12 protein-coding genes are annotated in these 12,818 nt (G+C 60.9%); all 12 read right to left on the bottom strand.

Translation table 11 applies throughout. The annotated features are described in order from the left end of the window. Positions 1-86: 86 nt before the first annotated feature. Positions 87-1,448, bottom strand: a complete 1,362-nt coding sequence (locus tag PMI27_RS06145; RefSeq protein ID WP_008151073.1) for a flagellar hook-length control protein FliK — start codon at positions 1,446-1,448, stop codon at positions 87-89. Positions 1,449-1,531: 83 nt separating this feature from the next. Continuing rightward, positions 1,532-1,900, bottom strand: a complete 369-nt coding sequence (locus tag PMI27_RS06150) for an Hpt domain-containing protein (protein ID WP_008151070.1) — start codon at positions 1,898-1,900, stop codon at positions 1,532-1,534. 30 nt (positions 1,901-1,930) lie between these two features. Continuing rightward, the gene (locus PMI27_RS06155) at positions 1,931-3,637 is read right to left on the bottom strand and encodes an ATP-binding SpoIIE family protein phosphatase (protein ID WP_008151069.1); all 1,707 of its coding nucleotides are present in this window, start codon (positions 3,635-3,637) and stop codon (positions 1,931-1,933) included. A gap of 5 nt (positions 3,638-3,642) precedes the next feature. Continuing rightward, a complete protein-coding gene (locus PMI27_RS06160; RefSeq protein WP_008151067.1) occupies positions 3,643-3,948 on the bottom strand; it encodes an STAS domain-containing protein in 306 nt (101 codons plus the stop codon). Positions 3,949-4,114: 166 nt separating this feature from the next. Then, positions 4,115-4,564 carry a flagellar export protein FliJ gene (gene fliJ, locus PMI27_RS06165; protein WP_008151064.1) on the bottom strand — a complete coding sequence of 150 codons (450 nt, stop codon included), beginning with the start codon at positions 4,562-4,564 and terminating at the stop codon, positions 4,115-4,117. A 6-nt stretch (positions 4,565-4,570) separates the two neighbouring features. After that, entirely contained in the window at positions 4,571-5,929 is a 1,359-nt protein-coding gene (gene fliI / locus PMI27_RS06170) for a flagellar protein export ATPase FliI (RefSeq protein ID WP_008151063.1), read from the bottom strand. Continuing rightward, positions 5,919-6,728, bottom strand: a complete 810-nt coding sequence (fliH, locus tag PMI27_RS06175; RefSeq protein WP_008151061.1) for a flagellar assembly protein FliH — start codon at positions 6,726-6,728, stop codon at positions 5,919-5,921. The genes fliI and fliH overlap by 11 nt, the downstream gene beginning before the upstream one ends. A gap of 7 nt (positions 6,729-6,735) precedes the next feature. Beyond that, on the bottom strand, positions 6,736-7,755 hold the full coding sequence (gene fliG, locus PMI27_RS06180) for a flagellar motor switch protein FliG (protein WP_007948903.1): 1,020 nt from the start codon (positions 7,753-7,755) through the stop codon (positions 6,736-6,738). Beyond that, a complete protein-coding gene (gene fliF, locus PMI27_RS06185) occupies positions 7,748-9,532 on the bottom strand; it encodes a flagellar basal-body MS-ring/collar protein FliF (RefSeq protein WP_008151059.1) in 1,785 nt (594 codons plus the stop codon). Before fliF ends, fliG begins: the two co-directional genes overlap by 8 nt. 14 nt (positions 9,533-9,546) lie before the next feature. Continuing rightward, a complete protein-coding gene (gene fliE / locus PMI27_RS06190; RefSeq protein ID WP_008151056.1) occupies positions 9,547-9,876 on the bottom strand; it encodes a flagellar hook-basal body complex protein FliE in 330 nt (109 codons plus the stop codon). Between the two features lie 264 nt (positions 9,877-10,140). After that, positions 10,141-11,526 carry a sigma-54-dependent response regulator transcription factor FleR gene (gene fleR, locus PMI27_RS06195; RefSeq protein WP_008151054.1) on the bottom strand — a complete coding sequence of 462 codons (1,386 nt, stop codon included), beginning with the start codon at positions 11,524-11,526 and terminating at the stop codon, positions 10,141-10,143. 5 nt (positions 11,527-11,531) lie between these two features. After that, on the bottom strand, positions 11,532-12,737 hold the full coding sequence (locus PMI27_RS06200) for a sensor histidine kinase (RefSeq protein WP_166675828.1): 1,206 nt from the start codon (positions 12,735-12,737) through the stop codon (positions 11,532-11,534). Positions 12,738-12,818 lie beyond the last annotated feature (81 nt).

Below are 12,818 nucleotides of genomic sequence, written 5' to 3'. Positions count from 1 at the left end.
GAGGTCTGAACAGTCAATGAAGATGTTGACTGTTCAGACCTCATCGCGAGCAGGCTCGCTCCCACAGGGATTGGTGTCGGGGTCTATCAGGCGTAATAATCGACGGCGCTGGAGCCAATGACGCTGGTGGTGCTGGCCGCTACTTCGGCAGCTGTTGGTGCCAGCTCTTCGTCCATGGAATCGAGACGACCACCGCTGGCGTTGGTGCGCCCACCCTGACTTTGACCCTGTTGAGCCTGTTCCTGCCCCTGGCCCTGCCAGCCACGGGACTGGTCGGACACGTTGACATCGACCTGGCCCATGCCCTGCTGCGCAAACATGTCACGCAAGCGATGCATCTGCCCGTCCAGCGCTTCGCGAACACTTGGATGGGCGCTCATGAACGTCACTTGGGTCTGCTGATCCGGAACCATGTTCACCCGAATGTCCAGGCGCCCCAGTTCGGCCGGTTGCAACTGGATGTCGGCGGCCTTGAGATTGGCGCTGGACAGGTACATGACCCGGTTCACCACTTCTTCGGTCCAGCCGCTCTGATGCATGGCGATCGGTTGATTCACCGGCAATGCGTTCGCGGTTTTCGGCGTGGCCGCCTGGGTCAGTGCCGCCAGACGGTTGGCGAAATCGTCGACCCGGGTATCGCTGCTCGCGGACTTCAGGTCCTTGAGACCGTCATCGATAAGACCACTGAAGGCCTTGTCGCCGCCCTGGCCGGTGCTGTCCTTGTCGGCTTGCACATCGAGCATGCTCGCCATGCCGGCGGCGAAGTTCTGCGCCGAGGTGGACTCGCCGTCGGCCTGAGCCTGGGCGGAGGTCGGTGCCGCTTTGGGCTGGGCCTGACTCGCCGCCGAAATATGGCCGCCCTGCTCCATGGCCATACGCACGGCGGGCAATGAATCGAGAGGATCGGCTTCGGGATCGAAATCGGTGTCAGGGCTTGCAACGACCGGAGTCGTTGCCGCCGTCACGGCCGCCTCGACCTGCGGTTGCGGGGTGACTACAACGAGCGGCGCTGCCGGGACCGGTGCTGGCACCGCAGGTTGTACTGCCTGCATCAACGCAGGATCCAGCGTCGGGTCAACGGGCGCGGCATCGGCAACCGGCGTCTGCGCAGTATCCGACCCGTCATCGCTGGCGACCTCGTCGTCAGCCTGCGCCGGTTTATCGGCAGGCAAGGATTTGCCGCTATCGGCAACCGCAGGTTCCGGGGCGGCAGACTCGTCGTTGCTGACGTCCTTTTTATCGGAGCTGTCCGGCGCTTTATCGCGTACCGGGCTGGCCGATCCATCACCCACCGCAGAGGGTTTGTTCCGGGCTTGATTGGCGTAGACCTGAGCGAAGCTGGATGCCTTGTCCCCAGGCTCTGCGGCCAGCGCCGGTGTATTGGCGGAAGCGGCTTGAGTCTTGGCCTGCGCGGCGGCCTGAAGAAGCATATTGGGGGTAACGGGCATGGAACGGTCTCCGCTGCACTGGGATCGTAGGTACAGTTGACTGAGATTAGTGCAAAGGTCGCGCCAGATTTGAGTGACAGGCGCTAAAAGCGCCGGACGGTCTCTTTGGCAGAAAGGGAACGCTGACGCTCCGCCTCATACAGAGGTCGGACGATGGCGAATTCGCCGTCAATTTCCCCGATCAGCTTTTCGACGCCAGCGAGGCTATTTTGCTTGGCGCGCTCCTCCAGCTCATGGCACAACTCAGCCAGGCGAATGGCGCCCATGTTGCTGCTGCTGCCCTTGAAGCTATGGGCAGCATTCATGAGTTGCGCGGCATCTTCAGCCTTTCGCAAGATGCGTAAACGCTCTTCGGAATCGGCGAGAAAGGTATCCAGTAACATCGGATACTCATCCTCCATGACCTCTTGCAACGCGTTCAAGACGTCGCGGTCCAGGTGTGTGTCAGCCACTTGCTCACTCCTTGATCAAGAATGCGTGGATTATGCCAGAGCCTCCCAGAAAAACTCCACGCGGGCACTTCGACCATTGTCAGACCAACTCGCATTGCGGCCCAGCTGACGGATCAGACTGACGCCACGTCCCGACAGACGGACGCCATCAGCGGGCCGCTCCATCACCCGCGCGACATCGAAACCCTTGCCACTGTCTTCAACCCGAACAATCAGGCACCCGCCCTCGCCCTTGGGTGTCACCTGCAAATGCACCCGCACGAAGCCATCCTGCAACTCGTCCAGGCGGGTATTGCGCTGTTGATAGTAGCGGGTAAAACCCGAGGCATCGCGCTTGAGCGCCGAATCCAGCCCCAGCACCCCATGCTCCAGGGCATTGGAATACAGTTCAGCCAAAACACTGTAGAGCGCCCCGCTCTGAGCCCGCAGACCGTGGACTTCAAGCAGCAATTGCAGAAGATACGGCAGCGGATTGAAGCGTTTGAGCGTGGCGGCACGAAATTCGAAACTCACTGACCAGTCCAGCGGGCAGGACTGACCACTGTCGGAATACACCAGCGCCGGCGGGCTCAGTTGTGCGGCCTCCAGCAGACTGACCTCGACCATGCTCACGTCATCACGGGCCTCGCCGCGAAAGTCCCGCAACGCCTGTTCGATCTCTTCGAACAGCTCATCAGGCTGACGATTGGCCGCAAACACCTGCTGCAATCGCTCCACACCAAACAACTGTTCGTTGGCATCGCAGGTATCAATCACCCCGTCGGACAACAGGAAGACCCGATCCCCGACCGCCATCGGAAACACCTCGGTGCGGTCAACAAAGGATTGCGGGCTCAGCACGCCGAGCGGCAAATGCCGAGCCGTCAGTGGCGTTCGCTCACCGCTGGCGATGCTGTGCAAGTAACCGTCCGGCATTCCGCCGTTCCAGACCTCCACCGAGCGTCGCTGAAAACTCAGGCACAGCATCGTTGCACAACAGAACATGTCCACCGGCAGGATGCGCTTGAGCTTGGCATTCATCTCGCGCAGGGTTTCGGACAGGCCGTAACCCTTGGCGGTCATGCCATAGAAAACTTCGGCCAAGGGCATGGCACCGACCGCGGCCGGCAAACCGTGACCGGTAAAATCACCGAGCAGCACGTGCATGTCGCCCGCGGGGGTAAATGCGGCCAGCAGCAGATCGCCGTTGAACAACGCATAGGGCGATTGCAGGTAGCGAATATTCGGTGCATTCAGGCAGCCGGAGTGGGCCACCTTGTCGAACACGGCCTTGGCGACGCGCTGCTCGTTGAGCAGGTACTCGTGGTGCCTGGCGATCTGGTCGCGCTGTTGCAACACCGTGGCCTGCAATCGTCGCAAGCGGTCCATCGCCTTGATCTTGGCGGCGAGGATCACCTGGTTGTAGGGCTTTGCCAGAAAGTCGTCGCCCCCGGCCTCCAGACAACGGGCCAGCGCTTCGCTTTCGGTCAGCGAGGTGAGGAAGATGATCGGCACCAGGGTTTCCCCTGCCAATACCTTGATTTGCCGCGCCGCCTCAAAACCGTCCATCACCGGCATCATCGCGTCCATGAGCACCAGTTGCGGTCGTTGCTGGCGAAACGCTTTAACGGCTTCGGCACCGTTGGCGGCGGTCAGCACCTCATGCCCCTGGCGACGAACGATGGTCGACAGCAGCATGCGATCGGCCGCACTGTCTTCGGCGATCAGGATCGTCAGCGGTTCGAACAAGGCCTGCATGGCGGTCACGCCACGTCGAAGATTTGTTCGAAGTTGGAGATGGCGAGAATCTTGCGCACATCTGCATTAGCGTTGGTCAACGTGATCTCGGCATTCTCGCCGCCCGCGTGATCACGCAATAGCAACAGCATGCCGAGCGCTGAGCTGTCGAGGTAGGTGGCGTCTTTCAGATCCACTTCGAAGGATTCGGGTTTTGGCTGAAGATTTTCGTAGGATTCACGAAATTCCTGATGCTTTGCGAAATCGAAACGTCCCTTGACCGATATCGTCAGCTTTTGCCCATCTTGGGAGACTTCTGTAACAACTGGCATTTAACGGCTTCCTTGTCATTGGTGAACGTACGTGTACAAGGTTTAGCACTTGGCTGAGGCTGGAGCAAGATCAAAAGATCGCAGCCTTCGGCAGCTCCTACAGGGGCCGCGTGTAAACCCGGTCTGTAGGAGCTGCCGAAGGCTGCGATCTTTTCGAAGGCACCACTCAATACGGATTTTCGCGCGGCAACCGCTGGGACAACTCATCCAGCAGCTTTTGCTCACGCCGGTCTTCCAGCCGCCGCGCCTCATCCATGTAGCGCAACACCAGTTTGCGCAAGCCTTCGACCCGGGCAAACGCCTGCTGCCAGGACTCCCGCGCCTTGTTCAGGTTGTTTTGATGCCATACCAGGCTTTGTCGCTGCTGGTCGATGGCGGTCCCCAGTTGCGCCAGAAAGCCTTGATAACCCAGCAGCCATTGGCCCGACACGCCACTGCTGCCGCGCACGATCCATTGCTCCTGGTAATCGAGACGAAAGGCTTCGAGGTCGGCGAGTTTGCTTTCCGCCAGACGGACTTGCCCCTGAAAGTGCCCCAGACGCAGGACCGCGGTTTTCTCGGCCTTTTCGGCCATTTCGACCACGGGGGCCAGGCGCGAGGCTCGGCTCTGGGCCATGGCCGGTTAGCCGCCGGCCGCGGGAGCGAAAATCGTGCCGAGATAGGCTTCGCTTTCGCCCAGGCCGATGCTGTCGTTCAGGCCCTGGCGCAGGTATTTCACCAACTGCGGTTGCAGGGAGATCGCCAGGTCGGTTTCCCGATCACCACCGGCGACGTAGGCACCGACACTGATCAGGTCTCGACTCTGTTGATAACGCGACCACAGCTGCTTGAAATACTGGGCGCGCATCATGTGTTCCGGCGTAACCACCGACGGCATGACCCGGCTGATGGACGCTTCGATATCGATGGCCGGGTAATGACCTTCCTCGGCCAGGCGCCGGGACAGCACGATGTGCCCGTCGAGCACGCCTCGCGCGGCGTCGGCAATCGGGTCCTGCTGATCATCGCCTTCGGACAGTACGGTGTAGAACGCGGTGATTGAGCCGCCGCCCTTCTCGGCATTACCGGCCCGCTCCACCAGTTTCGGCAGTTTGGCGAACACCGATGGCGGATAGCCCTTGGTCGCTGGCGGCTCGCCGATGGCCAGGGCGATTTCCCGCTGGGCCTGGGCGAAACGGGTCAGGGAGTCCATCAGCAACAGGACGTTCTTGCCCTTGTCGCGGAAATACTCGGCGATTCGCGTGCAGTACATCGCCGCGCGCAGACGCATCAGCGGCGCATCGTCCGCCGGGGACGCCACCACGACCGAACGCTTGAGGCCTTCTTCACCGAGGATGTGCTCGATGAATTCTTTAACTTCACGACCCCGCTCACCGATCAGCCCGACGACGATGATGTCGGCCTCGGTGAAGCGGGTCATCATGCCCAACAGCACACTCTTGCCCACGCCAGTACCGGCGAACAGGCCCAGACGCTGACCGCGACCGACCGTCAACAAACCGTTGATGCTGCGAATGCCCACGTCCAGCGGCTCGCTGATCGGTTCGCGCTTGAGCGGGTTGATGGTCGGGCCGTCCATCGGCACCCAGTCTTCGGCCTTCATCCCGCCCTTGCCGTCCAGCGCGCGACCGGCGCCATCGAGCACCCGCCCGAGCATGCTCATGCCCATCGGCAGACGGCCGGTATCGGCCAGAGGAACCACGCGGGCACCGGGAGCGATGCCGGCAACACTGCCGACCGGCATCAGAAACACCTTGCTGCCGGAGAAGCCCATGACTTCGGCTTCGACCTGCACCGGGTGATAACTGTCGTCGTTGATGACCATGCAGCGGCTGCCCATGGCGGCGCGCAAGCCCTCGGCTTCGAGGGTCAGGCCGACCATGCGCAGCAAGCGGCCTTCAAGGATCGGCGCGCCTGCAAGCTCCGTGGCCTCGGCGTAGCTGCCGAGGCGCTTGGCGAAGCTGGTGCGATCAAGGCGCATCGGGAACGTCCGGTTCAGGTTCGACCGGCACGACCGCTGGCTTGTCGCTGATCGGCAGTTCCAGGCTCAGATCCGGCTCGGCCGGGTGCAAGGCCTGTTCGTGCATCTGATCGAAGAGCTTGTCCATGACCCGTGCAACGCGGGTTTCGACCGTGGCATCGATGCGACTGTGTTCAGTCTCGACCCGGCAACCGCCGGGCAACAATGCCTCGTCCTCGACGATGCGCCAGGTTTCTTCATGGCGTTCGCGCAGGGCTTTGACCTGTTCGAAATCTTGCGGATTGATGTACAGCCGCACATTGCCCACGCCCAGCGGCAAGAGCTTGAGGGCTTCACGCATGACGTGTTCGATTTGCGTCGAGTCGATGGCCAGTTCGCGCTGAATCACCTGTTTGGTGATGTGCTGCACGAGGTCGACCAGGGACTTTTCGATCAGGGTGTCCTGCTCGGCGATAGGCTCGAACAAATGCCCCATCAATTGCTCCAGAGCGGCAATCTTGGCGGCCAGGGCCACCTCGGCTTCCTGGCGGACCTTGAGTGTGGTGCTGTGGAAACCTTCTTTCTCGCCCGTGGCGAAGCCTTCGTTGTAGGCCTCTTGGCGAATGCTTTCGAGTTCTTCGAGGGTCAGTGGCTGGACTTCTTCCAGCGGCACTTCTTCCATTTCCGGCGGCTCGGGCTCAGGTTCCGGCTCGGGTTCCGGCACGAACGGATCGAAACTGGGCAGCGACCAGACGTCGAAACCATCGACGTCCTTGCCGCGGATCAGGTCGGTGTTGGACTCATCATGTTTGGACGACATAGTGACCTTAGATCATCTCTTCGCCGCCCTTCCCGCCGAGAACGATTTCTCCGGCTTCGGCCATACGGCGGGCAATGGTGAGGATTTCTTTCTGCGCGGTTTCCACGTCGCTGACACGCACCGGGCCTTTGGCCTCGAGGTCGTCGCGCAACAGTTCGGCCGCCCGTTTGGACATGTTCTTGAAGATCTTCTCTTTGACGCCTTCGTCCGAACCCTTGAGGGCCAGCACCAGCACGTCGGAGGACACTTCGCGCAGCAACGCTTGAATACCGCGATCGTCGACATCGGACAGGTTGTTGAACACGAACATGAGGTCTTCGATCTGACCGGACAGGTCTTCGTCGACTTCGCGGATCGAGTCCATCAGCTGACCTTCGATCGAGCTGTCGAGGAAGTTCATGATATCTGCCGCGCGCTTGATGCCACCCAAGGTGGTGCGCGAGGCATTCGAGTTGCCGGAGAACTGCTTCTCGAGAATCTGGTTGAGTTCTTTCAGGGCCGCAGGCTGCACGGTATTCAGCGAGGAGACCCGCAGAATGATGTCCAGACGCACCTTGTGGTCGAAATTGCCGAGTACTTCGCCGGCCTGGTCCGGATCGAGATACGCCACCACGATCGCCTGGATCTGCGGGTGCTCGTAACGGATCACGTCGGCGACGGCGCGCGGTTCCATCCACTTCAGGCTGTCGAGGCCACTGGTGTTGCCGCCCAGCAGGATCCGGTCGATCAGGCCGTTGGCCTTGTCTTCGCCCAGGGCCTGCGTGAGCATTTTGCGCACGTAGTCATCGGAGCCGACGCCGAGGCTGGTCTGGTCGCCGACGATATCGACGAACTCGCTCATCACCTGCTCGACCTGCTCGCGGTGCACATTACCCATCTGGGCCATGGCCACACCCACACGCTGGACCTCTTTAGGCCCCATGTGGCGCAGCACTTGGGCGGCGTCGGTCGAACCCAGGGACAGCAGCAGAATCGCGGCTTTGTCGACCTTGGACAGTTTGGCGGCAACGGCTCGGTTATCACTCATCTGCGTTAATCCACTCTTTCACGACCTGGGCCACGCGACCCGGATCTTCGGCCACCAGACTCTTGATTGCGTTCAACTGTGCGTCATAGCCTTCGCTCGGGCTCGGCAGCAGAATGCTGGTCGGGCCACCGAGACTGACGCGGTCGTTGGCCAGTTCGCCGTCCAGGCCGCCCATGCCACCCAACTCGACGTCGCTGCCGATGCCTAGCTGTTTGTCTTTGCCGCCGCCGGTGATGTTGTTGAGCACCGGACGCAGCACACCGAACACCAGCACCAGGATGAACAAGACACCCAGCACTTGCTTGACGATGTCCCAGAACCACGGCTGGGAGTAGAACGGAATTTCGGCAATCACTTCACCGCGCTCGGCGGAGAACGGCATGTTGATCACGCTGACGCTGTCACCACGGCTGGCATCGAAGCCGACGGCGTCCTGTACCAGGCGAGTGAAGCGCGCCAATTCATCGGCGGTCCACGGCGCACGGGTGGTTTCACCGTTGGCCGCGTTGATCTTGACCTGGTCATCCACCACCACCGACACCGAGAGGCGATTCAAACGACCCTGCTGTTGTTTGGTGTGGCTGATGGAACGGTCGAGTTCGAAGTTCTTGGTGGACTGTTGACGCTTGTCCGCCGGGTACGGAGCGAGCATAGGCTGGCCGGTGGCCGGGTCCATGACTTGCTGACCGTTGGCATCCAGCAGTGGCTGGCCTGGCTGCACCATGCCGGCCGATGCGGTAGCGCCACCGGTGGTTTGCGGTGCGGAAGCAGGCGACGGCGGCTGGTTGCTCAGCGCACCCGGCACACCTTGCGGGCCATTGCTGGCGGTACGTTGTTCGTTGACCGACTGCTCGCTGCGCAACGCCGGTTGGTCCGGGTTGAATTGCTCGGAGGTCGACTCGACAGCGCTGAAATCCACATCGGCCGAGACTTCGGCTTTATAGCGATCGTTGCCCAGCACCGGTTGCAGAATGTTGTGCACGCGCTGAGTCAGCATGCTTTCCATGCGACGGCTGTAATCGAATTGCTTGCCGGCCATGGTCAGCTCGGAATTTTCCGCCTGATCCGACAGCAGGTTGCCTTTCTGGTCGACAACAGTGATCTGGGATTTGCTGAGTTCGGGAACGCTGGTGGCCACCAGGTTGATGATCGCCAGCACCTGACCCGGCTCCAGCGAGCGGCCGGCGTACAGCTCCACCAGAATCGAAGCGCTCGGCTTGCGCTCGTCGCGCACGAACACCGAACTTTTCGGAATCGCCAGGTGCACGCGGGCACCCTTGACGTTGTTCAGGCTGGAGATGGTGCGAGCCAGCTCGCCTTCGAGACCGCGACGATAACGGGTCGCTTCCATGAACTGGCTGGTACCCAGGCCCTGGTCCTTGTCGAGAATTTCAAAGCCGATGTTGCCGTCGCTGGGAGTGACACCAGCGCCCGCGAGTTTGATTCGCGCACGGGACAGGTCATCGGCCTTGACCAGCAAGGCACCGGAGTTCGGTTCAACGGTATAGGGAATGTCGGCTGCGGCCAGGGTATCCATGACCTGTTTGGCGTCCATACCGGCAAGGCTGCCGTACAGAGGCCGGTAGTCCGGCTGCTGGGACCACAACACCACGGCAAAGCCAATCGCCACACTCGCAGCCAGGCCGACCAACAGGCCCACCTGACGCAACATGGTCATCTCGGAGAGGTTTTCCAGGAAGGACAACCCGAACAGCGGCGGCTTGCCGTCTATTGGAGTGGCCTTGGCCGGAACGTTATCGGCGACTGCTTCTGCCATGACTCAAATCGTCCTTAAACCGGCATCTGCATGATGTCTTGGTATGCCTGAACCAGCTTATTGCGTACTTGGGTCAACGCTTGAAAAGACACGCTGGCCTTCTGCGAGGAAATCATCACGTCCGTCAGGTCGACGCCGCTCTTGCCGATCTCGAAGGCACTGGCCAACTGACTGGACGCCTGTTGGGTGTCGTTCACTTTATTGACGGCCTGACCGAGCATGTCGGAAAAGCTGCTGCCACCCATTTCAGGAACAGCGGCAGTCGATTTCGACGCAGACATGGCATCCATTTGCATGGAGCGCATGTCCAACATCAATCGATTAAATTCAATACCTTGGCTCATGGTCTATTCTCTCTGGCGACCCGCAATTTTTTGACACTCACTCGGCGGGTAGTGAGGTGTTAGCAACAAGGGTGCCAGCTCCGTGGCCGCTCTAAACAAAAGCCTTCCCTGCTTTGCTTTAACCATGAATCACCGCAAAACAAATGTGGGAGCGGGCTTGCTCGCGAAAGCTGTAGACCAGCCAGCATCTCTGTTGAATGGAAAACCGTATTCGCGAGCAAGCCCGCTCCCACATTTTTGGATTAGTGTTGCTTGTGTCAACTTTCAGGTGGCGAACAAGTACGCTTCCACGTCCATTCCGGCATCACGCATCTGCGCCAGCTTGTAACGCAGGGTGCGCGGACTGATGCCCAAACGCTCGGCAGCCTCTTTGCGACGGCCGCGTTCAGAGCGCAAGGTGTCGATGATCATCTGGAACTCACGGCGACGCAGGTCATCACCCAGCGCCCCGGCGGACTCGGATTCAACCTCCACGGCTCGCACGGACACTGGCGCCAAGGCTGGCAACGGCGCACAGGCGACCGGCCCGGCCAGACAGAAATCCTCAGGCTGTATCAATCCGCCCTGCTGCAGGATCAGCGCCCGCTGAATCGCGTTATCCAGCTCACGCACATTACCCGGCCATGGATAACCGATCAGGCACGCCTGAGCCTCGGGCGACAGCTTTGCCGCGGCATGCTTCATTTTATTGACGTACTTGGCCAGAAGACGCTCGGCCAACGGCAGGATGTCGGCGGTACGCTCGCGCAACGGACGCCAGGCCAGCGGAAACACCGACAGGCGATAGTAAAGGTCTTCACGAAAACGCCCCGCAGCCACTTCACCGGCCAGGTCACGGTTGGTGGTGGCGACCACTCGAATATCCAGCGTGATCGGCTTGCGAGCACCGACTCGCTCGACTTCGCGCTCCTGCAATACCCGCAGTAACTTGGCCTGAAGGCCCAGGGGCATTTCGGAGATTTCATCGAGCAGGATCGTGCCGCCATCGGCTTGCTCGAACTTGCCGGCCTGCGCTGCGATGGCGCCAGTGAACGAACCCTTTTCGTGACCGAACAAGGTGGCTTCGAGCATGTTGTCCGGGATCGCTGCACAGTTGATCGCAATGAACGGCTGACTGGCGCGGTGAGAGTGCTGATGGATGTAACGCGCCAGCACTTCCTTGCCGGTCCCGGACTCACCGGAAATCAACACCGTGGAATCACTGCGCGCCACCCGTGCGGCCAATTCCAGCAATTGCGCACTGGCCGGCTCGAACGCTACAGGGCCCTCGCCCTCGGTCGCGCCGAGACTGCCCAGCGCATGTCGCGCCACCAGATCGAGCAAGGCTTTGGGCTCGAATGGCTTGACCAGGTAATCCGCTGCGCCCTGACGCATCGCATCGACCGCCCGCTCGACAGCCCCGTGAGCGGTCATCAGCAACACTGGCAGCTGCGGCTGACGAGCGCGCAGCAATCCGAGCAGTTGATGGCCGTCCATGCCCGGCATGTTGACGTCACTCAGCACCAGGTTGAACGCCTCGGCACCGACCGCTGCCAGCGCTTCTTCAGCCGAGCCGACGGCTTTGAAATCGTGGCCGGCGAGCAACAGCGTATCGGCCAATGCTTCACGTAGCGCGCGGTCATCCTCGACCAGTAAAACCTTGATTGCCATGTCCTTCACTCCGCTCCCTGAGCGCTGGGCTTTTCACCCGAAAAAAGCGGCAGGATCACCTGCGCACACGTGCCGCGACCGAGCCGCGAGCGCAGCTGCAATTCTCCTTGATGAGCACGCGTCACTGCCTTGACCACGGTCAGGCCGAGGCCGGTTCCAGTGGTTTTAGTGGTAAAGAAGGGTTCACCCAGACGCGCCAGTACTTTCGTATCGATGCCACTACCGCTGTCGCTGACCGCTACACGCAGGTTGTTGTCACGGGTATAGAAATGGACTTTCAAACGCACATCGCCGGCGCTGGCCTGGATGGCGTTCTCGATCAGGTTCAGGATCGCCCCGACCAGCGTGTCGCGATTGCACAACAACTCGCCCGAATGACTGTCGCACTGCCAGCGAATCGGCAGGTCCTGCACATGGGTCAGTGCGGCCGCCTGCAGCGACTGCATCAGCACTTTGGGCGTGACGCGATCGGTCAGCGGCAGCTCGCCGCGCGCAAACACCAGCATGTCGCGAACCTGATGCTCCAACTCATGCAGACGCTCTTTCAGGCGCCCGGCAAAACGTTGCTGGGTCTCGACCGGCAACGCTTGCTCAGTCAAATGACTGGCGTAGAGCAAGGCGGCGGACAAGGGGGTACGAATTTGATGAGCCAAGGACGCGACCATTCGGCCGAGGGACGACAGACGTTCGTGGCGGGCCAACTGATCTTGCAGATGACGAGTTTCAGTCAGGTCGTTGAGCAACACCAACTGACCGGGCTCGGCATCCAGCGAGCGAGTGGAGATCGACAAACGCCGACCGTCCTTGAGCGAGATTTCGTGACCGTCGTCTTCACGGGGCGCAAAGCAGCGGGCAATGACATGACGCCACAGCTCGCCTTCGAGGGGCAGACCGAGCAGTTCGCAGGCAGCGGGGTTGGCTTCGCGCACGATGCCTTGGGCATCGATGACGATGACGCCGCCGGGCAACAGATCGAGGAGGTTTTGCAGCCGGTTGGCCAGGCGTTCTTTTTCCGCCAGCTCCTGCATGCGTTGAGCACTGACCACCGCCAGCTCACCCTTGAGCTCGGTGACCCGGGCTTCGAGCATGCTGTAGGAATCGGTCAATTGGCTCGACATCTGGTTGAACAGTGCAAACGCCTGCTCAAGGCCAAGCCGGCTCGCCTGCTCTACGGACGACGGTTGTCCCGAAGCGTCAGGGACAGGAGACATCTGGGCGGCTTGGGGCATCGTGCACTCTCGCTTGGCTGACCGTCAGTTAAACGGAACGTTGCGAGGGGTGTAGCAATACCC

Source organism: Pseudomonas sp. GM41(2012) (genome assembly GCF_000282315.2).
GTDB lineage: Bacteria > Pseudomonadota > Gammaproteobacteria > Pseudomonadales > Pseudomonadaceae > Aquipseudomonas.
The sequence above is the reverse complement of the archived record's forward strand: the minus strand, read 5'-3'. Positions and strand labels throughout refer to the sequence as shown.

Coding starts and splice junctions, on each gene's coding strand:
- PMI27_RS06145 (WP_008151073.1), bottom strand. CDS start 1,448: ATGCCCGTTACCCCCAATATGCTTCTTCAGGCCGCCGCGCAGGCCAAG.
- PMI27_RS06155 (WP_008151069.1), bottom strand. CDS start 3,637: ATGCAGGCCTTGTTCGAACCGCTGACGATCCTGATCGCCGAAGACAGT.
- PMI27_RS06160 (WP_008151067.1), bottom strand. CDS start 3,948: ATGCCAGTTGTTACAGAAGTCTCCCAAGATGGGCAAAAGCTGACGATA.
- fliJ (WP_008151064.1), bottom strand. CDS start 4,564: ATGGCCCAGAGCCGAGCCTCGCGCCTGGCCCCCGTGGTCGAAATGGCC.
- fliI (WP_008151063.1), bottom strand. CDS start 5,929: ATGCGCCTTGATCGCACCAGCTTCGCCAAGCGCCTCGGCAGCTACGCC.
- fliH (WP_008151061.1), bottom strand. CDS start 6,728: ATGTCGTCCAAACATGATGAGTCCAACACCGACCTGATCCGCGGCAAG.
- fliG (WP_007948903.1), bottom strand. CDS start 7,755: ATGAGTGATAACCGAGCCGTTGCCGCCAAACTGTCCAAGGTCGACAAA.
- fliF (WP_008151059.1), bottom strand. CDS start 9,532: ATGGCAGAAGCAGTCGCCGATAACGTTCCGGCCAAGGCCACTCCAATA.
- fliE (WP_008151056.1), bottom strand. CDS start 9,876: ATGAGCCAAGGTATTGAATTTAATCGATTGATGTTGGACATGCGCTCC.
- fleR (WP_008151054.1), bottom strand. CDS start 11,526: ATGGCAATCAAGGTTTTACTGGTCGAGGATGACCGCGCGCTACGTGAA.
- PMI27_RS06200 (WP_166675828.1), bottom strand. CDS start 12,737: ATGTCTCCTGTCCCTGACGCTTCGGGACAACCGTCGTCCGTAGAGCAG.